At 70.8% G+C, this 25,687-nt stretch carries 22 protein-coding genes; 11 read left to right on the plus strand and 11 right to left on the minus strand.

Annotated features, from left to right (window positions below; all coding sequences use genetic code 11):
• Positions 1-104: 104 nt before the first annotated feature.
• Positions 105-1,115, plus strand: a complete 1,011-nt coding sequence (locus tag ASE14_RS13465) for a LacI family DNA-binding transcriptional regulator (RefSeq protein WP_056655361.1) — start codon at positions 105-107, stop codon at positions 1,113-1,115.
• Between the two features lie 25 nt (positions 1,116-1,140).
• Here the strand turns inward: ASE14_RS13465 and argS are convergent, their stop codons facing one another.
• A complete protein-coding gene (argS, locus tag ASE14_RS13470) occupies positions 1,141-2,862 on the minus strand; it encodes an arginine--tRNA ligase (RefSeq protein ID WP_056656416.1) in 1,722 nt (573 codons plus the stop codon).
• A 137-nt stretch (positions 2,863-2,999) separates the two neighbouring features.
• Here argS and ASE14_RS13475 point away from each other — a divergent pair, with 137 nt between their 5' ends.
• From ASE14_RS13475 to ASE14_RS13485, 3 genes are read left to right on the plus strand one after another with little or no spacing between them, the layout of a single operon-like run.
• Positions 3,000-4,592: an FGGY-family carbohydrate kinase gene (locus ASE14_RS13475; protein ID WP_082600681.1), complete on the plus strand. Its 1,593-nt coding sequence runs from the start codon at positions 3,000-3,002 to the stop codon at positions 4,590-4,592.
• A complete protein-coding gene (locus ASE14_RS13480) occupies positions 4,589-7,129 on the plus strand; it encodes a GH116 family glycosyl-hydrolase (RefSeq protein ID WP_056655364.1) in 2,541 nt (846 codons plus the stop codon). Before ASE14_RS13475 ends, ASE14_RS13480 begins: the two co-directional genes overlap by 4 nt.
• The gene (locus ASE14_RS13485) at positions 7,126-8,760 is read left to right on the plus strand and encodes a fucose isomerase (protein ID WP_056655367.1); all 1,635 of its coding nucleotides are present in this window, start codon (positions 7,126-7,128) and stop codon (positions 8,758-8,760) included. The genes ASE14_RS13480 and ASE14_RS13485 overlap by 4 nt, the downstream gene beginning before the upstream one ends.
• A gap of 80 nt (positions 8,761-8,840) precedes the next feature.
• On the opposite strand, the gene ASE14_RS13490 is transcribed toward ASE14_RS13485, so the two are convergent.
• Positions 8,841-10,058 carry a cytochrome P450 gene (locus tag ASE14_RS13490; protein ID WP_157372983.1) on the minus strand — a complete coding sequence of 406 codons (1,218 nt, stop codon included), beginning with the start codon at positions 10,056-10,058 and terminating at the stop codon, positions 8,841-8,843.
• 65 nt (positions 10,059-10,123) lie between these two features.
• Between ASE14_RS13490 and ASE14_RS13495 the strand changes: the two genes are divergently transcribed.
• Complete coding sequence (locus ASE14_RS13495) at positions 10,124-10,972, plus strand: alpha/beta hydrolase (RefSeq protein ID WP_056655372.1); 849 nt, start codon at positions 10,124-10,126, stop codon at positions 10,970-10,972.
• Between the two features lie 9 nt (positions 10,973-10,981).
• On the opposite strand, the gene ASE14_RS13500 is transcribed toward ASE14_RS13495, so the two are convergent.
• Both ASE14_RS13500 and ASE14_RS13505 read right to left on the minus strand, forming a co-directional pair.
• Positions 10,982-11,344 carry a hypothetical protein gene (locus ASE14_RS13500; RefSeq protein WP_056655374.1) on the minus strand — a complete coding sequence of 121 codons (363 nt, stop codon included), beginning with the start codon at positions 11,342-11,344 and terminating at the stop codon, positions 10,982-10,984.
• 55 nt (positions 11,345-11,399) lie between these two features.
• Positions 11,400-12,044, minus strand: a complete 645-nt coding sequence (locus tag ASE14_RS13505) for a histidine phosphatase family protein (RefSeq protein WP_082600682.1) — start codon at positions 12,042-12,044, stop codon at positions 11,400-11,402.
• Between the two features lie 70 nt (positions 12,045-12,114).
• Here ASE14_RS13505 and ASE14_RS13510 point away from each other — a divergent pair, with 70 nt between their 5' ends.
• The 3 genes from ASE14_RS13510 (at position 12,115) to ASE14_RS13520 (ending at position 14,597) form a co-directional block, all read left to right on the plus strand.
• Positions 12,115-13,164 (plus strand): biotin/lipoate A/B protein ligase family protein, encoded by a 1,050-nt coding sequence (locus ASE14_RS13510; RefSeq protein WP_056655376.1) that lies wholly within the window; start codon positions 12,115-12,117, stop codon positions 13,162-13,164.
• 43 nt (positions 13,165-13,207) lie between these two features.
• Positions 13,208-13,537, plus strand: coding sequence for a hypothetical protein (locus ASE14_RS13515; protein WP_056655379.1), 330 nt, complete (start codon positions 13,208-13,210; stop codon positions 13,535-13,537).
• A gap of 157 nt (positions 13,538-13,694) precedes the next feature.
• Positions 13,695-14,597 (plus strand): site-specific DNA-methyltransferase, encoded by a 903-nt coding sequence (locus ASE14_RS13520; RefSeq protein WP_056655382.1) that lies wholly within the window; start codon positions 13,695-13,697, stop codon positions 14,595-14,597.
• A 114-nt stretch (positions 14,598-14,711) separates the two neighbouring features.
• Here ASE14_RS13520 and ASE14_RS13525 read toward each other — a convergent pair whose 3' ends face one another.
• The 5 genes from ASE14_RS13525 to ASE14_RS13545 form a co-directional block, all read right to left on the minus strand.
• Positions 14,712-15,716, minus strand: coding sequence for a LacI family DNA-binding transcriptional regulator (locus ASE14_RS13525; protein WP_056655385.1), 1,005 nt, complete (start codon positions 15,714-15,716; stop codon positions 14,712-14,714).
• Positions 15,717-15,779: 63 nt separating this feature from the next.
• Positions 15,780-17,249 (minus strand): GH1 family beta-glucosidase, encoded by a 1,470-nt coding sequence (locus ASE14_RS13530; protein WP_056655387.1) that lies wholly within the window; start codon positions 17,247-17,249, stop codon positions 15,780-15,782.
• Positions 17,246-18,067: a carbohydrate ABC transporter permease gene (locus ASE14_RS13535; protein ID WP_082600683.1), complete on the minus strand. Its 822-nt coding sequence runs from the start codon at positions 18,065-18,067 to the stop codon at positions 17,246-17,248. The genes ASE14_RS13530 and ASE14_RS13535 overlap by 4 nt, the downstream gene beginning before the upstream one ends.
• Positions 18,064-19,071: a carbohydrate ABC transporter permease gene (locus tag ASE14_RS13540; protein WP_056655390.1), complete on the minus strand. Its 1,008-nt coding sequence runs from the start codon at positions 19,069-19,071 to the stop codon at positions 18,064-18,066. Before ASE14_RS13540 ends, ASE14_RS13535 begins: the two co-directional genes overlap by 4 nt.
• A gap of 94 nt (positions 19,072-19,165) precedes the next feature.
• Positions 19,166-20,446 carry an extracellular solute-binding protein gene (locus ASE14_RS13545; protein ID WP_369816492.1) on the minus strand — a complete coding sequence of 427 codons (1,281 nt, stop codon included), beginning with the start codon at positions 20,444-20,446 and terminating at the stop codon, positions 19,166-19,168.
• Between the two features lie 268 nt (positions 20,447-20,714).
• On the opposite strand from ASE14_RS13545, the gene ASE14_RS13550 reads away from it, so the two are divergent.
• Both ASE14_RS13550 and ASE14_RS13555 read left to right on the plus strand, forming a co-directional pair.
• Positions 20,715-21,527, plus strand: a complete 813-nt coding sequence (locus ASE14_RS13550; protein ID WP_157372984.1) for a M15 family metallopeptidase — start codon at positions 20,715-20,717, stop codon at positions 21,525-21,527.
• Positions 21,520-22,848, plus strand: coding sequence for an MFS transporter (locus ASE14_RS13555; protein ID WP_056655392.1), 1,329 nt, complete (start codon positions 21,520-21,522; stop codon positions 22,846-22,848). Before ASE14_RS13550 ends, ASE14_RS13555 begins: the two co-directional genes overlap by 8 nt.
• Here the strand turns inward: ASE14_RS13555 and ASE14_RS13560 are convergent.
• Together ASE14_RS13560 and ASE14_RS13565 are read right to left on the minus strand one after the other, a co-directional pair.
• Positions 22,814-23,827, minus strand: coding sequence for a DUF1648 domain-containing protein (locus ASE14_RS13560; RefSeq protein WP_056655395.1), 1,014 nt, complete (start codon positions 23,825-23,827; stop codon positions 22,814-22,816). The two genes, ASE14_RS13555 and ASE14_RS13560, sit on opposite strands and share 35 nt — an antisense overlap.
• Entirely contained in the window at positions 23,824-24,174 is a 351-nt protein-coding gene (locus ASE14_RS13565) for a GntR family transcriptional regulator (protein ID WP_056655397.1), read from the minus strand. The genes ASE14_RS13560 and ASE14_RS13565 overlap by 4 nt, the downstream gene beginning before the upstream one ends.
• Before the next feature lie 343 nt (positions 24,175-24,517).
• On the opposite strand from ASE14_RS13565, the gene ASE14_RS13570 reads away from it, so the two are divergent.
• Positions 24,518-25,654, plus strand: coding sequence for an amidase domain-containing protein (locus ASE14_RS13570; RefSeq protein WP_162257741.1), 1,137 nt, complete (start codon positions 24,518-24,520; stop codon positions 25,652-25,654).
• Positions 25,655-25,687 lie beyond the last annotated feature (33 nt).

The following is a 25,687-nucleotide window of genomic DNA, read 5'->3' on the forward strand; positions in this document are numbered from 1 at the left end:
TCCTCGTGTCGGCGCGGCAGGGTACCCGCGCTGCTGGAATCGATTTCAACACTGTAGGGTTGGCTCACCGGCATGTCAACGCGAGCCGGCGCAGGGCAGGGCGCATGGCGACGATCTACGAGGTGGCGAAACTCGCCGGGGTCTCCCCGGCGACGGTTTCGCGCGTGTTCAACGGAGTGGCGGTCTCCGACGAGAAGTCGGCCGCGGTGCGGGACGCCGCGCGAGCGCTCAGGTTCACGCCCAATCGCACCGCCCGCACGCTCCGCAAGCAGGAGTCCGAGGTCATCGCCCTCGTCATCCCCGACATCGAGAACCCGTACTTCACCGAGCTTGCACGGGGGGTCGAAGACGTCGCGCAGAGCGCCGGATTCTCCGTCGTGCTGTGCAACACCGACTCGCAGGTCGAGAAGGAGGCCACCTACCTCCAGATCGCGATATCCGAGCACATGGCGGGTGTGATCCTCGCCGCGGCATCCGATCAGACCAATCTCGACGACATCCGCGCCGCGGGCCGGCCGGTCGTCGCGGTCGACCGGAGCACGGGCTACGACATCGACGGCGTGATCATGGCCAATCGAACGTCGGGCCAGGCGGCGACCGAGCACCTCGCGCAGGCCGGATACCGGCGCATCGCGTGCATCACCGGCCCCCAGCACATCGAGACGGCGGCCGAGCGCGCGGAGGGCTGGCGCGCGGTCATGGCGCGGCGGTTCCCCGAGGTCGACGCCGACGAGCTGCTGCGGTACTCGACCTTCCGCGTCGACGGCGGGCGCGAGTCGATGGAGGCGCTGCTCGCGCTTCCCGAGCCGCCCGACGCGGTGGTCGCGGCCAACAACCTCCTCGGTGTCGGCGCCATCCAGGTGCTGACCGAGCACGGCCTCACCCCGCCCAAGCTCGGGGTCGCGGTCGTCGGCTCGCTGCCGTTCACCACCCTGTCGCCGAGCGCGGTCACCCTGGTGAAGCTGCCGGCGAGGCACATGGGCGTGACCGCGGCGAAGATGCTGCTCGAGCGCATCTCGGGCGACGATCAGCAGGCGCGCACGGTCGTGCTGCGCGGCGAGGTGCAGCCGGCCCGACCGGCCGGCGACGCGCTGATTCCCACGACGTCGAAGTGACGACACCCGGCTCGGCGGGGCGGAGTCACATTCGGAGCGGCGCGCCGATGCCCAGCAGGTCGAGGCCACGCACGAGCACGGCCTCGGTCTGGCGGCAGAGGCGGAGCCGCGCGTCGCGATCGGCCGCCTCCGCGCGGAGGATCGGGACGGCGTCGTAGAACGCTGCGAATCGCTTCGCGACCTGGTAGAGCAGAGCGCAGAGCCGGTGGGGTTCGAAGGACTCGCCCGCCGCTCGTGCGGTGGCGTCGAAGTCGAGCAGCTGCAGCGCCAGCTCGCGTGCTTCGGGGGTGTCGAGGGTGATCGCCGCGTTCGGATCGTGACCCTTCGACGCCGGGTGCGAGAAGACGGAGCGGACGCGGGTCACCGCGTATTGCAGGTACGGACCCGTGTTCCCGACCGGGGCGAGCATCCGGTCGAGGTCGAACATGTAGCCGGTGTCGTGCGGCACCGAGAGGTCGGCGTACTTGATCGCGCCGATCGCGACCGCACGGGCCGCGCGTTCGCGCTCGTCGTCGTCCTCGATCGCGCGCTCGCGATCCGTGGCCGCCGCCGCTCGGCGGTAGGCCTCGTCGATCAGGCTCGCCAGGGTGACGCCGTCGCCGCTCCGGGTGCGGAGCAGCTTGTTGTCGGCGCCCACGACGTTCCCGATCTTCACGTGGACGGTCTCGGTCGTCGGCGGGAGCCAGCCGGCTTCACGGGCGACGGCCCAGACCATCTCGAGGTGCGTCGCCTGGGGTTCGCCGATCACGTAGACCGCCTGATCCGCTTTCAGCACCGTCGCGCGATATCGGATGGTCGCCAGGTCGGTCGTGGCGTAGCCGTATCCGCCGTCGCCCTTCCGGATGATCAGCGGGGCCGGGGCGCCGTCGCGACCGGTGAATCCCTGGGGGAAGGCGCACAGGGCGCCATCGCTGACGCGGGCGAGGCCGAGCGCTTCGAGTTCGGCGCAGATGTCGGCGAGCTCGTCGTTGTAGGAGCTCTCTCCGGCCAGGTCCTCATCGGTCAGGGACACGTCGAGGCTGCCGTACACCCTCCGGAAGTAGGCCTTCGACGCGTCGACGAGATCGGTCCACCGTTCGAGCGTCGCGGCATCGCCCGCCTGGAGGAGCACCACGCGCCGGCGAGCGCGCTCGGCGAACGCGGGTGACGCGTCGAACTTCGCGCGCGCCGCCCGGTAGAAGGCGTTGGGGGCGTCGGCCATCCGATCGAGCTCCGCCGGCCCCGGTCCGAGGTCGAGCGAGTGCTCGATGAGCATGCCGAACGGGGTGCCCCAGTCGCCGATGTGGTTCTGGCGGACGACCGTGTGCCCGTTCCACTCCAGCATGCGCGCAAGCGCGTCGCCGACGACGGTCGTCCGAAGATGGCCGACGTGCATCTCCTTGGCCACGTTCGGCGAGGAGTAGTCGATCACGACGCGTCGACCCGTTGCGTCGTGTCGCTCCACGACGGCGAGCGAGGAGAGCTGCTCCGCGATCCAGTCGGTCGAGAGCTCGAGGTTCACGTACCCGGGCCCGGTCACTTCGGCGCGCGCGATCGGGCCGTCGGTCGGGATCCGGTCGACGACCTGCTGTGCGAGGTCGCGTGGGCGCAGTCCGCGCGCGGGGCCGAGCGACAGGGCGGCGTTGCTCTGCAGGTCCGCGAAGCGCGATTCCCGGATCACCGGGTCGACGCCGGCGGGCTCGACGCCGAGCACTTCGGCGATCGCGCGCGCTGCGACGGTCGCCACGGCAGCTGTCGGGCTCTCCACGCGTGGAGTGTATCGAACGTCGGGGGCCCGGATGTCGTCGGATCTCACGTCGATTGCGGCGCTTCGATTGATCATGAAATCGATTTCGCCTAGAGTTGCCGACGACGCCACACTGGCTGCGATCAAGGAGGAACGCCATGCCGAAGCGGTGCACGCTCGGAGTCGACATCGGCACCTCGAGCAGCAAGGGCGTGCTCGTCGCGGCAGACGGCGAGATCATCGCGACCGCCACGGCGGCGCACGAGGTGCAGCGCCCGCATGCCGGCTGGGTCGAGATGGACGGCCGCATCTGGTGGGACGAGTTCGTGGAGCTCTCGCGGCGACTGCTGGCCGAGGCATCCGCTCTCGGTATCGCGGTCGAGGTGATCGGCGTCGGCGTCAGCGGCATGGGCCCATGCATCCTCCTGGTCGACGAGCACGACGGACCGGTGCGCCCCGCGATCCTGTACGGCGTCGACACGAGGGCGGCGGCGCAGATCGAGCGGATGTCGCAGCAGCTCGGCCGCGACGAGATCACGCGGGTCGGCGGCTCGACCCTCACCTCGCAGGCGGGCGGGCCGAAGATCGGCTGGGTCGCCGACGAGGAGCCCGATGCGTTCGCCCGGGCCCGCCGACTCTTCATGCCCGCCTCGTGGCTCGTGCGCAGGCTGACCGGGGCCTACGTGCTCGACCACCAGTCGGCGAGCCAGGTCTCCCCGCTCTACGACATCGAGGCCGAGACCTGGCACGAGCCGTGGTGGAGCCGCTTCGCCGAGGGCATCGAAGCGCCGCCGCTCGCGTGGGCGGGCGACATCGTCGGCACGGTCACGAAGGCCGCGGCCGAGGCCACCGGCATCCCGGCCGGCACGCCCGTCATCGCCGGCACGATCGACGCATGGACCGAGGCGGTCAGCGTCGGCGCCCACGGCGCCGGCGACCTCATGCTCATGTACGGCACGACGATGTTCCTCATCGCGACGGGGGAGGAGACCCTGCGCACGCCGTCGATGTGGACCACGGTCGGCGCCTTCCCCGGCACCCGCAACCTCGCCGGCGGGCTCGCGACCTCCGGCGCCCTCACTGGCTGGCTGAAGGAGCTCACCGACGCCGACTACCCGACCCTGCTCGCCGAGGCAGCCGAGTCCGGCGTCGGTGCGGGCGGGCTCGTGATGCTGCCCTACTTCGCGGGGGAGCGCACCCCGATCCTCGATCCCGACGCCCGCGGCGTGGTCGCCGGGCTCACCCTCAGCCACACCCGCGGCGACTTGTACCGGGCCGCGCTCGAGGCGACCGCGCTCGGCGTGCGGCACAACGTCGAGACGATGCGCGCCGCGGGAGCCGACATCCGCCGCATCGTCGCCGTCGGCGGCGGCACGCAGGGCTCGCTGTGGCTGCAGATCGTGTCGGATGCCACGGGGCTCGTGCAGGAGGTGCCGCAGACGACGATCGGGGCGAGCTACGGCGCGGCCTTCCTCGCCGCGGTGGCCACCGCCGGAAGCGCGCCGGCCGATGAGCCGCCGAGCATCGCCGACTGGAACCCCGTCGCGACGACGATCCGGCCACGGGCAGAGGTCGCCGCCGACTACGACGTGCTCTTCGATCGCTACCTGCGGCTGTACACCTCGACGAAGGAGCTCGTGCACGAGCTCGCGGCGGCGCAGCGCGCCGAGCCGGCGGGCGAGCACGAGCGGGTCCGCGACGAGCAGGCCGGCGACGAGCGGGTCGGCGACGAGCAGGAGGTCGCGCGATGACGCGCAGGGCCCGGGGCATCCCGCACACGGCGGAGCGGGCCGCCTTCCCGCTCGGCGGCATCGGCACGGGCAACGTGTCGCTCGGCGCCCGCGGCGAGCTGCGCGACTGGGAGCTCGAGAACCTGCCCGACAAGGGCCGGCTGAACCCGAACACCTTCTTCGCGATCCACGCGGCCCCCGAGGGCGCCGCCGCGGTCACCCGCGTGCTCGAGGCGCGGATCACCGGCCGCCACGACTGGGATGCCGGCTACGGCTTCGACCGGCTCGCCGGGCTCCCGCGCCTGGCCGGCGCGACGATGCACGGCGAGTACCCGGTGGTCGACCTCGACTTCGTCGACGACGTGCTGCCGGTCGACGTCTCGCTCACCGCCTTCACCCCGCTCGTGCCGCTCGATGCCGACGCCTCCGGCATCCCCGCCGCCGTGCTGCGCTACCGCGTCACGAACCCCGGGGCGGTGCCCGTCGCCGTCACGGTCGCGGGTTCGCTCAGCCACACCGCCGGGCGCGGAGAGGGGCCGTACGGCATGCGCGCGGCGCAGACCGTGCGCTGGCGCGACGACGGCGCGGTGCGTGGGCTCGACTTCGGCATCGGGCTGCCCGACGACGACTTCGGGTACGGCACGATGAGCCTCACGACGACGGATGCCTCGACCACCGCGAAGCCGCAGTGGGTGACCGGCTTCTGGCCCGACGGGCCGCGGCTCTTCTGGAACGACCTCGGCGATGACGGTCTGCTCGAACCCGAGCCGCGGCTGACGCTCGAGGATCGCCCGCGCGGGCTCTTCGCCGACTCCGATGACGGCGCGCCGATGACCGAGGAGGCGCTGTTCGAGAAGCTCCCGCGTCTCCGCACCGGCACGCTCGGCATCGTGCACGAGCTCGCACCGGGGGAGCAGCGCGACTTCGAGTTCGTGCTCGCGTGGAGCTTCCCGAATCGGCGACGCGGCTGGTACGGCCACATCGTCTTCGCCGACGCCGACCCGCCCCAGGTGGTGCGCAACCACTACGCGACGCTCTGGCCCGATGCGTGGGCCGCCGCGTCCCACCTGCACCGGGAGCTGCCGGCGCTCGAGGCCTCGACGCGCGGCTTCGTCGAGGCCCTTTACGGCGGCACGCTCGACCCCGTGATCGCCGACGCCGTCGGGGCGAACATCGCGACCCTGCGTTCGACGACGTGCTTCGTCGTCGAGCAGCCGAATCCGGAACTCGGCGAGGGCCCCGTCTTCGCCGCGTGGGAGGGCTCGTTCGACCACGGCGGCTCCTGCGAGGGAACCTGCACCCACGTCTGGTCGTACGCCCAGACGGCGGCATGGCTGTTCCCGTCGCTCGAGCGGAGCGCCCGCCGGGTCGAGTTCCTGCTCGAGACGGATGCCGCCGGCGCCCAGAAGTTCCGGTCGAACCGTGTCTTCGGCGGCCCTTCCTGGTTCATGGGCCCAGCAGTCGACGGGCAGCTCGGCACGTTCCTGCGCCTGCACCGCGAGTGGCGGTTCTCGGGCGACGACGACTTCCTGCGGGAGCTCTGGCCCGCGGCCGTCCGCACCCTCGAGTACGCGATCCGCGAGTGGGACACCGACGGCGACGGCCTGCTCGACGGCGAGCTGCACAACACCTACGACATCGAGTTCCACGGTGTCGAGCCGCTCGCGAACGGCATGTTCCTGGCCGCGCTGCGCGCCGGCGCCCGCATGGCTGCCCACCTCGGCGAGACGGGGCGCGCGTCCGATTGGCTCGCCCGCGCCGAGCGCTGCGCCGCGGGCATGGAGGCGGTGCTCTGGAACGGCGAGTTCTACCGGCAGGTCATCGAGGACGTCGACGGGCACCGCTACCAGTACGGCGACGGCGTGCTCTCCGACCAGCTGCTCGGCCAGTTCCACGCTTCCGTCAACGGCCTCGGCGAGATCCTCCCCGCCGAGCACGTGCGCAGCGCACTCGGCGCGATCGTGCGCCACAACCACCGCACCGACCTCTCGGAGCACGAGAGCACGCAGCGCGTCTACGCCCTGAACGACGAGGGCGGGCTGCTGCTCGCCTCGTGGCCGCGAGGCGGACGACCGGCGATCCCCTTCGTCTACTCCGACGAGGTCTGGACCGGCATCGAGCACCAGGTCGCGGCGAGCCTCGTCTACGCGGGGCTCGCCGACGACGCGCTGCTCCTCGAGCGCACCCTCCGAGCCCGGTACGACGGCAGCGTGCGCAACCCGTGGAACGAGATCGAGTGCGGCAACCACTACGCCCGCTCACTCGCGTCCTGGGCGCTGCTGCTCGCCTTCAGCGGCGCGCAATGGGATGCCCCGGCCCGCACGCTCTCGTTCGACCCGGGCTCCGACGGCCGCTTCCTCTTCACGACCGGTGAGGCATGGGGGCGCGTCGAGATCGACGGCGACGAGCTCACGCTGCACGTCGACGGCGGCGTGCTCGACGTCGACCGCATCGTGCTGCGGGGGCGCGAGGCATCCGGAGTACTGCACCTGACCGCCGGCGACGACCACATCGCCCGCGCGGCGACCGACGACCACGAACACCAGGAGACACGATGACCAGCTACACCCTGCCCGCGACCGTCGAACGGCCGGTCGCGACGCCGAACACCGCCTACCTCATCGCGAGCGGCGATCTCCGGGAGTCCGCCAATACCGCCGGCTGGGCGACCCAGTCGGCGATGGAGGCGGATGTCACCGCGGCGTTCGACGAGCTCGGCTGGAGCGTCGTCCGGGCCAACGGCGTCGACCCGGCGACGGGCCACGGGTTCATCTCGAGCCAGCGCATGGGCCTCGAGGTGTTCAAGGCGATTCCGGTCGACGCCCCGCTGATCGTGGCTGAGGCGGTGTGGCAGTACTCGCACCACGTGCTGGCCGGGCTCCGCACCCACCGCGGTCCGATCCTCACCGTCGCGAACTTCGCGGGCGACTGGCCGGGCCTCGTCGGCCTCCTCGGCCTGAACGCCGGACTGACCAAGATGGGCACGCCGTACTCGACCATCTGGTCGGTCGACTTCACCGACGAGTGGTTCAAGGCCGGGCTCCGCGAATGGGTCGAGACCGGGCGCATCACGCACGACGCCTCGCACGTGCGTGCACTGCCCGAGCTGCCCGACACCCCCGAGGTGCGCCTCGGCCGCGCCCTCGGCGACCAGCTGCTCGCCGACAAGGCGATCATCGGCGTCTTCGACGAGGGCTGCATGGGCATGTACAACGCCGTGTTCGACGACGAGCTGCTGAACCCGCTCGGCATCTACAAGGAGCGGCTCTCGCAGTCGGCGCTCTACGCCGAGATGCTGACCGTGCCCGATGCCGACGCCGATGCCGCCCGCGACTGGCTCGTCGAGCGCGGCATGACCTTCCGCTTCGGCACCGATGACGCGACCGAGCTCACGGCCCTGCAGGTGCGCTGGCAGATGAAGATGTACATCGCGGCGCTCCGCATCTCCGACGACTTCGGCCTCGACGCCGTCGGAATCCAGTACCAGCAGGGGCTGAAAGACCTCGTGCCGGCGTCGGACCTCGCCGAGGGCGTGCTGAACTCGACCGAGCGGCCGCCCGTGTTCTCGCGCGACGGCTCGCGCGAGCTGCACGCCGGGCGCGCCTTCCCGCACTTCAACGAGGCCGACGAAGGCGTCGCCGTCGACGCGCTCATCACCGATCGCGTGTGGTCGGCGATGGGCCTCGTGCCCGACAACACCCTGCACGACGTGCGCTGGGGCGAGGAGTACGACGGCGAGTTCGTCTGGGTGTACGAGATCTCGGGCTCGGTGCCGGCCTCGCACCTCGACGGCTGGGCGCACGCGGAGGGATGGCGCCAGGACCCGGTGTTCTTCCCGGCGGGCGGCGCGACGATCAACGGCGTCTCCAAGCCCGGCGAGATCGTGCTCTCGCGCGTGTTCATCGCCGACGGCATCCTGCAGGCCGACGTCTTCCGCGGCACCGTCGTCGAGCTGCCCGCGAAGGAGACCGAGCGGCGCAAGCAGGCGACGAACCCCGAGTGGCCGATCGCGCACGTCGTGCTGCACGACGTCGACCGCGACCAGTTCATGGCGCGCCACAAGGCGAATCACGCCCAGCTCGTCTACGCGCCCGACGCCGAGACCGCCGACCGGGCGCTCGCGGCGAAGGTCGCGATGCTCGACCGCATCGGCGTGAAGGTCAACCTCATCGGCACCGTGGCACTCTGAGGCGACGCGCCCCTCTGCAGAGGAGACGCAGACCGCGGAGCGAGCGGGCGCAGTCGCGTCCCGCTCGCTCCGCGTCGCTGTTACGAGCCCGCGCCGAACCGGATGGGGTACCGCACCGGCCCCGTGTTCCCCGAGACCGGCAACCACTCGCCCGCGCCGTCGGGCGCGGCATCCGGCATGCGCTGCGCGAGCAGTGGCAGCGCCACGCTCATGTCGGTGCGTGCGACGAAGTGGCCGATGCAGTGGTGCACGCCGCCGCCGAAGCCGGCGTGCAGCGGGCGGTCCTCGACGAGCAGGTCGAAGCCGGGCGCGTCGCCCATCGTGCGCGGATCGGTGCCGATCGCGTGCGAGAGCACCTGCACGATGCCGCCCTTCGGCACGTGCAGGCCGTGCAGGTCGACGTCTTCCAGTGCTTCGCGGGTGACCCACGTGACCGTCGGATTGACCCGCATCACCTCCTCGACGGCGCGGCCGCCGAGCTCGGGGCGTGAGGCGAGCAGGGCCCACTGGTCGGGGTGCGCGAGGAAGGTCTGCATCGCGAGCCCGAGCTGGTTGCGCGTCGTCTCCATGCCGGCGAAGGCGAGGAAGACCAGGGCGACGCTGAGTTCGCGCCGGCTGAGCGCAGCCTGCCCTGAGCTCGTCGAAGGGTCGCTCTCGTGGGCCGTCAGGAGCGTGGTCACGAGGTCGTCGCGCGGGGTCGCCGCCCGATCGGCGATGACCTCCTCGATGTAGCCGGTGAGCCCCTCGAGCGCGGCCTCGATGCGCGGCAGGTCGTTGCGCACGTTGACGCCGAATGACTTGCCGAGGTCGTCGGCCCAGTGCGCGACCTGCGGCCACTGCTCGTCGGGCAGGCCGAGCAGCATGCAGAGGATGCGGGAGGCGTAGGGCTCCGCGAACTCCGACACGAACTCGACTCGGCCGCGCGGAGCGAAGCCGTCGATGAGCTCGTTCGCGAGCGCCTGGAAGCGCGGTCGCATCGCCTCGATCGCCCGGCTCCGGAACGCGGGGCCGAGCAGGCGCCGCAGGCGCAGGTGATCGTCGCCCTCGATGCTCAGCAGGGTCTCGCCCCACCACTGCTGCCACGGTCCGTCGTGGATGCCGTTCTGCGCCGGCCAGCGCGCGTTGCCCTGCTGGAATCGGCGATCCTTCAGCACGGCGGTGCCCTCGTCGTAGCGCAGGATCGCCCAGCCGTAGGGCGTCTCGGCGTACCAGCCCGCATTGCGGGCCTCGAGCACGGGCTCCGACGTGACGTCGAAGGCGGGGTCGGCGAGGTCGAGGTGTGGAACAACGTCGGTCACAGGCCAGAGCCTACCCACCGCGGGTTCATCGACCATCGGGATGGCCGGCCTGCCATGATGTCGGCATGGCGACCTTCACCGATGCGCACGGGGTCAGGATCCACTACGAGTCGTGGCGGGTGCCCGGCGCGACCGCGGTGATCCAGCTCGCGCACGGCGTCGGCGAGCACATCGGCCGCTACGGCGAGCTGATCGAAGCGCTGAACGCCGCCGGCTACTCGGTCTGGGCCGACGACCATCGCGGCCACGGCCAAACCGGCTTCGAGCACCACGGCGGCGACCTCACCCGCATGGGCCGACTCGGTCCTGGCGGACTCCGGGCGACGATCGACGCGGTCGAGCAGTTCAGCGGCGTCATCCGCGAGGCCGAGGGTCCCGAGCTGCCGCTCGTGCTGCTCGGCCACTCGTGGGGCTCGCTCATGTCGCAGATCATCGTGAACCGCAGCGCCGAGAAGTACGACGGCGTCGTGCTCACCGGCACCGCCTATCGCACGCTGTTCGACATGAACGGCGGCGACCTGAACGCCCGCCACAAGCACCTCGGGCCGACCCCGGTCGAGTGGCTCAGCCGCGACCCCGACGTCGCGCCCGCCTTCATGGCCGACCCGTACACGACCGCCGTGCCGCTGCGGAAGCTGTTCGGCACGGTCGACTCGCTGCGCCTGCTCGGTCGGCCGGCGCGGGACCTGCCCGCCGAGCTGCCGCTGCTCATCATGGTCGGCTCCGACGACCCGCTCGGCGGCGAGGAGAGCGCGGCGAAGCTCGCGAACTCCTACGTGCACCGCTCGGGCCTGGTCGATGTCGAGCTCATCGTCTACGAGGGCGCACGGCACGAGATCTTCAACGAGACGAACCGGGCCGAGGTGCGGGCCGACCTCATCGGCTGGCTCGACGAGCGGTTCGCGGTCGACTGAGGCGCGTCGTCAGTCGAGCATCGCCCACGCCACGCACAGCACACCGGCCGCAGCGAGCACGAGCCATGACGGGTGTCGTGCGCGGCTGAACACCAGCGGCAGCAGGCTCGCCGCGATGAGGCACCACCCGATCGCCGCGATCGCGGCATCGACGCTGGCATCGAACGCGAACAGCGCCAGCGCGATGGCGATGGCGAGGGCGAGCACCGACGTGACATGCCAGGCGAACCGCAGCGTCGCGAGCGGGAAGTCCGCTCCAGCCACTCGTGGCAGTTCGTGCTGCCGCGAGAGCGGCACGAGGATGAAGCGCTCGCCGAGCAGCGAGTGGCCGATGGCGAGCACGAGCATGAGCACCGAGGCGATGACGAGCATGCCGACAGGCTATCGACGAGCGGTCAGTCGGTTCGTCGGATGGTCGAGACGCCGCTCAGACCGCGGCACGCCCCGGCGGCACGTCGAAGCCGAGCAGCCGGATGCGCGGATGGCTCGTGAGCTCCGACTCGGTCGCCCAGGGGTAGACGATCGTGGTGATGCTGCAGTTGCCGAGCACGGGCAGCAGGTCGCGGTAGCCGTCGGGATCCATGCCGGCCAGCTCGCAGAAGAGCAGCCTGATGAGCGTCGCGTGCGCGACGATCAGGACGCGCCCGTCGGGGAACTCCTCGACGAGCTCGTCGAAGACCGGTAGGGCGCGGGCGATGCCGTCGCGTCCGCGTTCGCCGCCCGGGAAGGGGTTCGTCGCCGGCGCCCGGCAGAACGCCGCCCACTCGGCGGGGAACCGCTCGGCGAGCTCGGCCGGAGTCAGCCCCTCGCCGTCGCCGAAGTCGATCTCGACGAGCCGGTCGTCGACGCGCAGCGCGAGCCCGGTCGTCTCGACGGATGGCGCGGCCGAACGCCGCGCGCGGCTGAGCGGCGATGCCACGATCGCGTCGAGGCTCGCGTCGACCGCCCAGGCCCCGAGGGCGGCGGCCTGTCCGAGACCGTGGCGCGTCAGCGGGACATCCGAATTGCCCGCGTACCGGTGGTCGGCGTGCCAGGTCGTCTCCCCGTGGCGTGCCAGGTAGAACGTCGTCATCTCGGGCCCCCTGCCGTCTCCTCGATCGTAGGACGCCGCAGCGTCGCCCGGCATCCGTAGGCTGTACCGCATGCACGGTGAATACAAGGTGCCCGGTGGCAAGCTCGTGGTCGTCGATTTCGATGTGCGCGACGGGGTGATCGTGAACCCGCGCGTCGCGGGCGATTTCTTCCTCGAACCCGACGAGGCGCTGGGCGACATCGACGCAGCGCTCGGCGGGCTCTCCGCGGCATCCGATGCGAAGCAGATCGCGGCGGCGATCGCCGCGGGCCTCCGCCCCGACGCCGTCATGCTCGGCTTCTCGGCCGAAGCGATCGCGGTGGCCGTGCGGCGGGCGATGACGGATGCCACGAGCTGGGCCGACTACGAATGGGAGATCGTGCACGACGCGGCCGTGCCGCCGCGCACGCACCTCGCCCTCGACGAGGTGCTCGCGACCCGCGTCGGCGAGGGGCGCCGCAAGCCCACGCTGCGCTTCTGGGAGTGGGACGAGTCGGCCGTGGTCATCGGCAGCTTCCAGTCGGTGAAGAACGAGGTCGACCCCGAGGGCGCCGAGAAGTACGGCTTCGACGTCGTGCGCCGCATCTCGGGCGGCGGCGCGATGATGATGGAGCGCGGCAACGTCGTGACGTACTCCCTCTACGTGCCGGGCGAGCTCGTGCAGGGCATGAGCTTCGCCGACTCCTACGCCTTCCTCGACGACTGGGTGCTGCAGGGACTGCGCGCGGTCGGCATCGAGGCGACCTACCAGCCGCTCAACGACATCGCGAGCCCGCTCGGCAAGATCGGCGGCGCCGCGCAGAAGCGACTCGGATCCGGCGGGGTGCTGCACCACGTCACGATGTCGTACGACCTCGACAACGAGAAGATGCTCGAGGTGCTGCGCATCGGCCGCGAGAAGATCAGCGACAAGGGCATCGCCTCGGCGGCCAAGCGGGTCGACCCGCTGCGCTCGCAGACGGGCCTCAGCCGTGCGGCGGTCATCGAGAGCCTGAAGCAGACCTTCACCTCGCTCTACGGCGCGACCCCCGGCACGGTGGGCGCCGACGAACTCGCCGAGGCCGAGGCGCTCGTCGCGTCGAAGTTCTCGACGCAGGAGTGGCTGTACCGGGTGCCCTGACCCCGTGCGAGGAAGGCTCAGCGATCCCCGTTAGACTCGCCGGGTGGATTGGTGGATCTGGCTCGGCATCGCCGCGCTCGTCGTCGCCTTCGTGGCGTACGCCGTGCGGCGCGGCTGGATCGACCTCTCCGACAAGACCAAGCGCGGCGGCAGCGGCGGCGGCATCATGATGATCGGCGACGAGGTCTTCGCACCGCGCAAGCACGAGGCGCAGGCCGAGCTCGACCGGCAGAGCCGGCTGCCCGCCCCGGCGCCGCTGCCGGGCGACGGCGACAAGGGCATCTCCTTCGCCGACGACGGCACGGATGCCTCGCGGCCCGAGCCCGCCCGAGCCGACCGGTTCCGCGGCACGATCCGCCTCGAAGTCGAGTAGTCCGTGGGTTGAGGAGGCGCGCCAGCGCCGTCTCGTGGGTTGAGGAGGCGCGCCAGCGCCGTCTCGAAACCCCGCGTGCGAGCGGCCGGGTTTCGAGACGCGTCCTCCTTCGTCGGGCGCTCCTCAACCTGCGGCATCGAGCTGACAGACTGGACGGGTGAGCACCGACGAACCCGACCGCATCATCCATGCGGACAACCTCGCGGTGCTGCCGACCTTCCCCGACGGGCGGTTCACGCTCATCTACCTCGACCCGCCGTTCAACACCGGTCGGGCCCAGTCGCGGCAGTCGACCCGCCACGTGCGCGTCGCGCCGACGGATGACGCCGAGTCCGCGCAGGGTTCTGCGGGCGCGGTCGGCACCATCACGGGCTTCGCGGGCAGGCGCTACGAGCGCATCCGCGGCGACCTGCTGCGCTACGACGACCGCTTCGACGACTACTGGGGCTTCCTCGAGCCGCGGCTCATCGAGGCATGGCGGCTGCTCGCTGACGACGGCACGCTGTACCTGCACCTCGACTACCGTGAGGCGCACTACGCGAAGGTGCTGCTCGATGCGCTGTTCGGTCGCGAGTCGTTCCTCAACGAGCTGATCTGGGCCTACGACTACGGCGCCAAGGCGAAGCGCAAGTGGCCGACGAAGCACGACACGATCCTCGTGTACGTGAAGAACCCGTCGGCGTACTGGTTCGACTCGACCGCGGTCGACCGCGAGCCGTACATGGCGCCGGGGCTCGTGACGCCCGAGAAGGCGGAGCTCGGCAAGCTGCCGACCGACGTGTGGTGGCACACGATCGTCTCGCCGACCGGGCGCGAGAAGACGGGCTACCCGACGCAGAAGCCCGAGGGCATCCTGCGGCGCATCGTGCAGGCCTCGACGCGCGAGGGCGACTGGGTGCTCGACTTCTTCGCCGGCTCGGGCACGACCGGCGCGGTCGCCGCGACGCTCGGCCGCCGCTTCGTGCTCGTCGACGAGAACCCCGAGGCGATTGCCGTCATGAAGGGCCGGTTCACGGATGTCGCGGGCGTCGTGTTCGAGCAGGGGCCGCTGGCGACCTGACCGCCGACGTAGCCGGTCTTCACATCAGAGGACGCGAGTCGAGTCGGAGGACGCTGCTCCGTTGCCTCGGACGCGACTCGTGTCCTCCGACGCGACTGAGCCGAGGCCGAGGGCCTACGCCGACGCGCGCCGCACCAGACGGGTCGGCATGATGTTGCGACGCGGCACGTCGGCGTCGCCCGCCAGGTGCCGCAGCAGCAGGTCGGCCATCTCGAAGCCCATCTGCTCCGACGGCTGGTGCACGGTCGTCAGCGGAATCGCCGAGGAGGTCGCGGCGGGGCTGTCGTCGAAGCCGACGACGGCGATGTCATCCGGCACCGATCGACCGCGCTCGCGCAGCACGGCGAGCGCACCGGTCGCCATGAGGTCGCTCGCGACGAAGAGCCCGTCGAGGTCGGGCACCCGGTCGAGCAGGCGCCGGGTCGCTGCGACCGCTCCGGCGGCCGTGAAGTCGGCGGTCTCGACCGCGTCGACGGGCATCTCGGCGGCCTCCATGGCCTGTCGGAAGCCGGCGAGCCGGTCGATGCCGGCCGGCATGTCGAGGGGGCCGGTGATCGTGCCGATGCGGCGGCGGCCGAGGTCGACGAGATGCCGGGTGCCGAGCTGGCCGCCCTCGACGTTGTCGACGTCGACGAAGATGTGGTCGTCGAACTCCGACGACGGCCGGCCGCCGAAGACGAGCGGCAGTGTCATGCCGGCGTCGTGCTGCAGTTCGTCGCCCTCATGGTGCGAGACGACGAGCGCACCGTCGACGATCCCCGACCGGAGGTAGCGCCTGGTCTTGTGGCCCGGGTCGGTCGACGCGACGAGGAGGTTCAGCAGGTAGTCGCTCTCGTCGAGGCGCCGGGTGATGCCCTGCACGATCGCGGCGAAGTACGGGTCGCCGAAGAACCGGGTCGTGTCTTCTGGCACGATCAGCGCGATCGCCCCCGAGGTGCGGCTCGCGAGCGAGCGAGCCGCACGGTTGGGCACGTAGTTGAGCTTGGCGATCGCCGCGTTCACGGCCGTGACCACGTCGGCGCTCACCTTCGGCGAGCCGTTGACGACCCGGCTCACGGTCGCGCGGGACACCTTCGCCTCTCGGGCGACCGCTTCGAGCGTCGGTGCCGCAGAACGCATCCGATCACCACCCCCTTGTCTGCCGTCAGTCTATTTCCGCCAGGTGCGGTCGGGGGTCGCGGCTCAGCTCATCTGCGCCGGCGTCACCGGCAGCGCCCGCTCGCGGATGATCGCGGCGTAGGCGAGCCCGCTGTCCTTCACCGTGCGCTCCTGCGTGTCGTAGTCGACCCGCACGATGCCGAAGCGCTTGTCGTAGCCCCATGCCCACTCGAAGTTGTCCATGAGCGACCAGTAGAAGTAGCCGTGCACCGGCACGCCCTCGTCGATTGCGTCGAGGATCGCCCCGAGGTGCGCCTCGAGGAACTCGGTGCGCTCGACGTCGTGCACCGCTCCGTCGGCAGCGACGACGTCGTCGTACGCCGCGCCGTTCTCGGTGACGAAGAGGCGCACGCCGGCGGATGCCGCGTAGTCCTCGTGCACCCGCACGAGGAGCTCGCGGAGCCCGTCGGGCTGCACCTCCCATTCCATCGCCGTGAGCGGAAGGCCCTGGGGATGGTTGAAGACGCCGTCGGCGGCCGGGAACGGCGAGCGGATGGCGCGGTCGGTCGGCGCCTGCGCGAGCAACGGCTGCCCCGCCGGCCGGTCGCTCACGTATTCGCCGTGGTAGTAGTTCACGCCGAGCGTGTCGATCGGGGTGGAGATCACGTCGAGGTCGCCGGGTTGCACGACCGCGTCGAGGCCGAGGGCGCCGACGTCGGCGAGCAGGTCGTCGGCGTACTCGCCTCGGAAGATCGGGTCGAGGAAGAAGCGGTTGAACTGGCCGTCGATGCGGCGTGCGGCGTCGACGTCGCCGGGGTGCGTCGGGTCGACCGGCTTCGCGACCGTGAGGTTCAGCGTGATGCCGAGTTCGAGCTCGGGGTCGCGGCCTCGCAGTGCCTGCACGGCGAGGCCGTGGGCGAGCAGCAGGTGGTGGCCGGCGGCGAGGCCCGCCGCGACATCCTGACGCCCCGGTGCGTGCGCCCCGCCGGTGTAGCTCAGGAACGACGAGCACCACGGTTCGTTGAGCGTCGTCCACACGTCGACGCGGTCGCCGAGGGCGTCGTGCATCGCGAGCGCGTAGTCGCGGAAGCGGAACGCCGTGTCGCGGTTCGTCCACCCGCCGAGGTCCTCGAGGGCCTGCGGCAGGTCCCAGTGGTAGAGCGTGAGCCACGGCTTGATGCCGGCGCCGAGCAGCTCGTCGACGAGGCGGGAGTAGAAGTCCACGCCCTTCGGGTTCACCGGGCCGCCGTCGGGCTGCACCCGCGACCACGAGGTCGAGAAGCGGTAGGTCTGGAGGCCCAGCTCCCGCATGAGCGCGACGTCCTGCGGCATGCGGTGATAGTGGTCGCACGCGACATCCCCGTCGTCGCCGTTGATCACCGCGCCCGGGACCCGGCAGAAGGTGTCCCAGATCGAGGCCGTGCGGCCGTCTTCGAAGGCAGCGCCCTCGATCTGGAACGCCGCGGTCGCTGCGCCGAGCAGGAAGTCGGACGGGAACGGTCGGCTGGTGACATCGGTCACTGTGGTGAGGTCCTCTCGGAAGTCGATGGTCATCCCTTCACGGCTCCCGCCATGATGCCGCTCACGAGCTGCTTGCCCGCGAACACGAACAGGATGAGCAGGGGGATCGTCGACAGCAGCACGCCGGCGAGCACGATCGAGTAGTCGACGAAGTAGTTCGACTGCAGGAGCGAGAGCGCGACGGGCAGCGTCGGGTCGTTGCGGTCCAGCACGATGAACGGCCAGAAGAAGTTGTTCCACGCCGACACGAAGGTGAAGAGGCCGAGCATCGCGGCGGCGGGCCGGGCGGCAGGCAGTGCGACCGTCAGGAAGGTGCGGAACGAGGATGCCCCGTCGACGCGTGCCGCCTCGATGAGCTCGTCGGGCACGGCCTGCTGCAGGTACTGGGTCATCCAGAAGACGCCGAAGGCGCTCGTCAGGGCGGGGATGATGATCGCGCCGATGTTGCCGGTCCAGCCGAGGTCGGCGAACAGGATGTAGAGCGGCACGACGCCGAGCTGCGTGGGCACGGCCATGGTCGCGACGACGAAGACGAGCAGCCACTTCGAGCCCCGGAACCGCAGCTTCGCGAACGCCCAGCCCGCGAGCGTCGAGAAGAAGACCACCGAGGCGGCGATGAGGGCCGAGCTGTAGATCGAGTTCCACAGCGCCCGCCAGAAGTTCACGGCGGGGTCGTTGATCACGGATGCCGCGTTGGCGAGGAAGTTCCCGCCGGGCAGCCATGACATGTTCGGGTCGCGGATGGTCGAGGCGTCACCGGAGCCGATGAGGAACGACCAGTAGAACGGGAAGAGGGCCGCGCCGAGCACGATCACGAGGCTCGAGTACACGAACCAGCCGGGGCGCTTCATCGGGTGCTCCCTTCGTCGCGCACGAGACGTCGGGTCACGAGCAGGTTGACGACACCGATCGCGAGGATGATGAGGAACAGGATCCAGGCGAGCGCTGCGGCGCGGCCGAAGTTCCACTGCCCCCAGCCGATGTCGTAGAGGTAGAGGGTGATCGTCAGCCACTGCGAGTCGGCGCCGCCCGTGCCGTACTGGTCGTACATGCGCGGCTCGTCGAAGATCTGGAGGCCGCCGATCGTCGACGTGATGATCACGAAGATGAGCGTCGGGCGCAGGCTCGGCACGGTGATCGCGAAGAACTGGCGGAGCTTCGACGCGCCGTCGATGGCGGCCGCCTCGTAGTAGTCCCGCGGGATCGCCTGCATCGCGGCGAGGAGGATGAGCGTGTTGTATCCGGTCCAGCGGAAGTTCACCATCGTCGCGATCGCGATGTGGCTCGCGAACGCGTCGCTGTGCCACATGACCGGCGAGAGGCCGATGTCCTGCAGGATCGTGTTCACGAGGCCGTACTTGTCGCCGAACATGTTGCTGAAGATGAGGGCCACGGCGACGGGCGCCATGACGTAGGGCACGAGCACGCCCATGCGCCAGAAGGTCTTCGCCCGGATGTTCTGGTCGAGCATCGCGGCGATGAAGATCGCGAGCAGGAGCTGCGGCACGCTCGAGAGCAGGAAGATGCTGAAGGTGTTGCGCAGTGCGATCCAGAACTTCGGCTGGGTGAGCACGTAGACGTACTGATCGAAGCCGATGAAGGTGCCCGTGCCGCGCACGAGGTCCCAGTCCATGAAGGAGATCACCGCGGTGTACGCGATCGGGAAGAGCCCGGTCACGATGAAGAGGATGAAGAACGGCGAGATGTAGAGGTAGGGCGACAGCTTCAGGTCCCACCGGCTGAGCCGCTGGGAGAACGCCAGGCGACGGATGCCTCTGGGCTCGTGCCGCGGCGGGGGAGCGGCGGTGCCGTTCGTGCGGGTGCCGGTCGCGGCATCCGTCTCGGTTGCGGTCATGGTGCTCTTTCAGGAGGTGGGTGCGGCGGTCGGGAGCGGGGCGTGCCGCGTCGGCGTCGAGCACGACGCGACACGCCCCGCGGGCACTCGGCGGTTAGCCGATCGCCTCGACTTCGGAGACCCACTGGTCCCACGAGGCCTGCTTGTCCTGCGTGCCGTCCTCGACACGCGTCAGGGCCTTCTGCATGGCGTCGTTGACCTGGAAGTAGAACTCGCCCTTGAACGGGGCCACCGTGACGGCGTTGGCGCGATCGGTGAAGATCTGGCCGACGGGGGCGTTGTTGAAGTACTCGTTCGTGTAGTCGGTCAGTGCGGGGTCGGTGAAGGCCTCGTTCTGGCTCGGGAAGGTGCCGGCGTTGACGAACGCCTTGATCTGCTGCTCGGGAGCGGTCAGCCAGTCGGCGAGCTTCTGCGCCTCCTCGACGTGCTCGCCGTTGGCCGGAACGGTCAGGTACGAACCGCCCCAGTTGCCGCCGCCGGCGGGGAAGACGTTGGCGACGTCCCACGTGGTGACGCCCTCGGCGTTGCCCGAGATGACGCCGAGCATCCAGCCCGGGCAGAGCATGGTCGCGTAGGCGCCGTTCGAGAGGCCGGCGAACCAGTCGTCGCTCCACTGGCCGAGGTGGGCCGACTGGGCGGCGCTGGCGTCGAGCACCTGGTTGTAGATGTCTTCGACGTCGGGGTTCTCGGTGGCGATGATCTCGCCGGAGTCGGGGTCCTCGTAGGCGGCCTCGACCTGGTTGACCATGCCCTGGTAGGTGCCGCCGGCCGAGTCGAACCAGGCCTTGCCGGTCGCAGCGGAGTACTGCGCACCGACCTCGAAGTACTTGGCCCAGTCGCCCTCGAGCAGGGTCGCGACCGACTCGCGGTCGGTCGGCAGGCCGGCTGCCGCGAACAGGTCGGAGCGGTAGCAGACGCCCTCGGGGCCGATGTCGGTGCCGTACCCGATCAGGCGGTCGTCGGCGTCGGTCGCGGCCTGCACCTTCCAGTCGAGCCACCGGTCGGCGGTGCCCGAGGGCACTTCGGCGAGCAGATCGGAGTACTGCATGACCTCGGGCAGCCAGTCGACCTCGATCGCCTCGACGTCGGCGAGGCCGGTCTTGCCGAGCTTCTGGAAGTAGTTGGCGCGTGCGTCGTTCGAGGTCGCGGCCTTGTTCTGCACGACCGTGATGTTCGGGTTCGCATCCATGTACTCCTGCAGGAGTTCATCGGTGTAGCCGAAGTCGTTGAAGGTGGCGACGGTCAGTTCGATCTTGCCGCCGTCTCCCTCTCCGGAATCGGCCGCCGGCGAACAGCCGGCGGCGATGAGGGCGATGGATGCGGCGCCTGCTGCGGCGGCGATCGCCTTGGTGCGTCGTGAAAGCTTCACGGTCACTCCCTTGTGTGCGTGTGCGTGGGTGTCGGAATGGTCACGTGAGACGCGCCGCCCACCCGTGGTGAGAGCGCTCTCACGATGCAGCCATGATGCTAGCCATCGACGAATCCGAAAGTCAAGAGAGCGCTCTCACGGTAGTGCTTCGTTACCGAGACGTGATCGCGGATCGTGTCGACACGGGGCGCTGCCGGCGTCGCGCCGACATCGCACCGGCGCCCCGACCAGCGCTCTCCCAGCTGCGTTCTCGAGCCCGGCGTAGACTCGAGCGGTGTCATCGAGTGAACGCCAGGACCCGTCCGACGAGGCGGGGCAGAAGCGTCGTCTCGTGATCGCCGCCTCCCTGAGCCTCGCCCTCGTCGCCGTCGCCGTCGTCGTGATCGGTGCGGTTTCGGGCGGTGCGGCCGCGGGATCGACGGCCGACGGGGCATCCGGTTCGGCGACGTCCGCGACTCCGCGCCCTGCCCCCGCTGCCGCCCCGCCGCCCGCGGGCGTCGACACCTTCGACCGCGCTGCGCACTCCCTCGACGAACCGAACAGCATCTGGGTCGTCGTGAACAAACTGCGCCCCATGAACCCGCAGGACTTCGAGCCCGACGACCTCGTCGAGGTGGACGTGCCGCACACGTGGGATCCGATGCTGCGCCAGGAGGCCGCCGACGCGGTCGTCGCGATGTTCCAGGCGGCGTCCGACGAGGCCGACCTCACGCTCGCCTCGAACAGCGCGTTCCGCTCGTACGAGTCGCAGGAGGAGATCTACGACGGCGACGACCTGCTGACGGCGCGTCCCGGGTTCAGCGAGCACCAGACCGGACTCGTCATGGACATCGGCGCCGACAGCGGCGACTGCTCGCTCGACGCGTGCTTCGCCGACACCCCCGAGGGAATCTGGCTGCGCGACAACGCCTGGCGGTTCGGGTTCATCCTGCGCTACCCGGCCGACAAGACCGACGTCACCGGCTACGAGTTCGAGCCGTGGCACTACCGCTACGTCGGCGTGCCGCTCGCGACCGAGATGCACGAGAACGGCATCACGACGCTCGAGGAGTTCTTCGGCCTGCCCGCAGCGCCCGAGTATGAGTGAGCGCGTGCCGCATCGCGGCCTCTCGCTCACGGTGCTGGTGGTCAATCAGCTCCTCGCCGGCGTCGGCGTGGCCTCGGGCATCGCCGTCGCGGCGCTCCTCGTCGAGGAGCTCACGGGCGTCGTCGCCCTTGCCGGCCTCGCGCAGTCGGCGAGCGTGCTCGGCGCCGCGATCGTCGCCATCCCGCTCGCGCGTCTCGCGGTGCGCTCGGGCCGCCACGTCGCGCTCGCGACGGGCTACGCGCTCGCCGCGACGGGCGCCGTGCTTGTGATCGCCGCCGCCGCGAGCGGCTGGGTGCCGTTCGTCTTCCTCGGGCTCGCCGCGTTCGGTGCGGGCGCCGCGGCGGGCCTGCAGGCGCGCTTCGCCGCGACCGAGGTCGCCGCCGCCGGGTTCGAGGCGCGCTCGATGTCGATCGTGCTCTGGGCCACGACCATCGGATCGGTCGCCGGCCCGCTGCTCGCCTCCACCGGCGACGCCGTCGGCATCGCGCTCGGCCTGCCGCCCCTCGTCGGTCCGTTCCTCTTCTCGGGCGTCGCGTTCGCGCTCTCGACCCTGCTCGTGGCCACGCTCCTGCGGCTGCCGAAGCCCGGCACGATGGCGACGGATGCCGCGAGCAGCGCTCCCGACGTCACCGACACGCAGGCCGATGAGCTCGCCCCCGACCACGTCGTCGACGCCGGGGGAGCGGCACCGGCTGCCGAACCGGTCGGGGCGTGGGCGGCGTTCCGCACCGCTGTGCGCGAACCGAGGTCGCTCTTCGCGATCCTCGCCATCGTGTGCTCGCACACGGTGATGATCGGCGTCATGGTGATGACCCCGGTGCACATGACCGAGCACGGTCTCTCGCTCTCGCTCGTCGGCGTCGTGCTCAGCATCCACATCATCGGCATGTACGGCGCCAGCCCGCTCGTCGGGTGGCTCGCCGACCGCATCGGCCCGCCGCGAGTGATCGCCATCGGCGCCGCTATCCTCACGAGCGCCGCGCTCATCGGCATCCTGGCGCCCGCCGACGACATGCTGCTCGTGCCGCTCGCGCTGGGCCTGCTTGGCCTCGGCTGGTCGTGCGGGCTCATCGGCGGCTCGACGCTGCTCACGACCTCGGTCGAGCCGTCGATCCGCGTGCCGTTGCAGGGCGCGACGGATGCCGCGATGAACCTCGCGGCCGCGGCATCCGCTGCGTTGTCAGGCGTCGTGCTGGGGGCTGCGGGCTTCGCGGGAGTGAACGTCGTGGCACTGCTCGTGCTCGTGCCGCTCGTGATCGCGGGACTGCGTGCGCGCCGCGCCGGCCTCAGCGAGGCGGCTCGAGGCGAGCCCGCGCGCTGAGCGCCTCGAGGAGGGCTGCCGCGGTGGCCGCGTCGTCGACGGTCACGACGAAGCGACGACCGTTGCGGCGGGTGACCTGCAGCGCCTCGCCGGCGCGGAGCACGATGCCGAACGTCCCGTCGGGCGCGAGGCGGATGCCCCAGCCGCCGAACTCCGCGGTCGGCTGCACGCTCGTGACCGCGACGGCCTCGACGTCGTCGATCGGTACCTGGAAGCGCGGGATGCCGAGGGGTGAGCGGACCACGAGTCCGCGGTCGTCGACCCGCACCCGGAAGACCAGGGTGGTGAGGGCGAGAAGGGCGAGCAGCACGGTCACGCCGAGCATGACCCACCACGCCGTCGAGCCGCTCGCCGCAACGACGACGGTGCCGATCGCGAGTGCGAGGATGCTCACGACGATGACGATCACCCCGGTCCGGTTCATCGCCGTGGTGCGCACCCAGACGGCCCGCTCGCCGGCGGCGAGGTGGAGCGGTTCGACGGTGCGCGCCGGCGTACGGCCGTCGGTCGTGACGTTCGGCTGCACGAGCCACCCGACGAATCCCGTCGCGAGCGCGAGCACCGCGCACACCATGAACTGCAGGCCGATGTCGGGTGCGTCGTGCGCGTCGGCGAGCCCCCGCTGCATGCCGAACGACCAGGTGATGCCGACGACGATGAGCACGTTGGTGCCGATCGACAGTGCGCCGAGCAGCCGCAGCATCGGGCCCCACTGGCCGCCGCGCGTGCCGGTGAGCATGATCGCGGCGAAGAGCGCGACGAGCCCGAGCCCGACCACGGCGGTTCCGAGCGGGACCGTCCACGCGGGGCCGAATCCGTCGGGGCCGCTGCCGTTCCAGTGCGTGGCGACCGTCGCCGGGACCTCGGGAAGCCAGCTCAGCATGAGCACGACGGCGATGACGGTGAATGCCGCGGGCAAGGCGCATCCGACGAGCAGGAAACGGTGGCGGGCGGTGCGGACGTCGGCTGACGCGGTCATCGGTAGGTCTCCTTCACGAGGGCGGCGAGTGTATCGGCTGCGAGGCCGAGGGTGCGGGCGCGGGCGACGAGCGCGGTGATGTCGTGATGCAGTTGCGCGAGCGGTTCGACCGCCTCGGTGACGACCGCGCCGCGACCGCGCCGCATATCGACGAGTCCCTCGTCGCGCAGCAGCTGGTAGGCGCGCAGCACCGTGTGCAGGTTGACGCCGAGCGAGGAGGCGACGTCGCGGGCCGACGGCAGGCGGTCGCCGGCACGGAGTCGGCCGGCCGCGGCATCGGCGTGCACGGACGCGGCGATCTGGGCGAAGATCGGCGTGTCGCTCGCGGGATCGACTCGGATCAGCATCGGCGCAGCCTTTCGTAACTGTTCTATAAATACTAGAACAGTTTCAACCGCCTGGCGCAGACGAGCCTCGGCCCGTGGTGCCGTGGCGGCGGAATTCCGGCGGGAGCGCGCTCTCACCGCCTTCCCAGAATTCGAGAGGGTTCCTCACAATTTCGCGTGATGGGGTGTGATGTCCCCCGAAACGCCGACCCGGAATCCCCCTGTGCCCTTCACCTTCTTCTCGTCTGCCTCCGCGCCCTCCGAACCCCCCGTTCGTCGACGCTCCACCTACCGTGAACCCTCGTCGGTTCCGGTCGAGCCGGAGCGCGATGAGACGGCGACGGTGATGAGTCCGGTGAAGCCGGTGCATTCGGCAACGCCCGAGGCGACGCAGGAGGCCGGGGAGCAGGCGGAGCTCGAGCTCCTCGCCGAGCGCCGTGCACGCCACCGCGCCGAGCGCGTGCGCAACCGCCGGCCGTCGAGCGGCGGCGCCCGCCGGTTCATGGCCCTCGGCTGCGCGAGTGCGATCCTGAGCGTCAGCGCGTTCGGCGCCGTCGCCGCGGCATCCGCCGAAGACGAGACGAGGCTCGCCGCGGCCCGGGACTCCTCGGCCGAGTCGACTGCGAATCGCGACGTCATCTCCGCGCCGGTCTCGATCGCGAAGCGGCCGACGGTCACGAGTGGACTCTCGACGGCGGCGGTCCCGTTCACCGGGGGCGCCCAGGTCACGGTCGCGGGGGAGCAGCTCGACCAGGTCGGCCAGGTCGTCGTCGGCGGTGTCGCCGCGCCGATCGTCACCGCGACCTCCGATCAGCTCACGTTCCAGGTGCCGGCCGTCGCCGACACCGCCCTCGGTGACGTCGCGGTCGCGTTCACGGATGCCGCGGGCACGCCCGTCGCCGTCGCGACACCGGGGACCGCGACCGTCGCCGGCGCCGCGGCCCCCGCCTCCCTCGCGGCACAGCTCACCGAGATCGAGCAGGCCGAGGTGCACGCGCCCGGCCCCTCGCTCACGCTGACCTACACCTCGAGCCCGGCCATCGACGCCCAGGTGGGATACGTGCTCACCCACTGGAACAGTTACAACACCGCGGCGTACACCGTCTTGAGCGGTGTCGACTGCGCGAACTTCGCGAGCCAGTCGCTCGTCGCCCGCGGCTGGGCGATGGAAGCGGGCTGGTACTACGACCGCGAGACCGGCGCGATGTCGCCGAGCTGGTCCAGCTCGACCGCGATGCGCGACTGGCTGTACAGCCGCCCCGACCTCGCGACACCGCTCGACGACTCGCAGCGCGGCAGCGTGAAGGTCGGCGACATCGCCCAGTTCGACTGGGACGGCTCGGGCGACCGCGATCACACCGCGGTCGTCACCCGGGTCGAGCGCAGCGACAACGGCATCGCCGTCTGGGTCGGCGGGCACACGAAGGACGCCGACTACTGGAACGTCGACGAGGCGCTCGCCTCGGGCGGCGGCAGCGTCACCTACTTCTCGCTGGAGTGACCGTGGGCTGAGGAGGCGCGCCGGCGCCGTCTC

Origin of the sequence: Agromyces sp. Root81 (assembly GCF_001429165.1) — a bacterium.
Taxonomy (GTDB): domain Bacteria; phylum Actinomycetota; class Actinomycetes; order Actinomycetales; family Microbacteriaceae; genus Agromyces.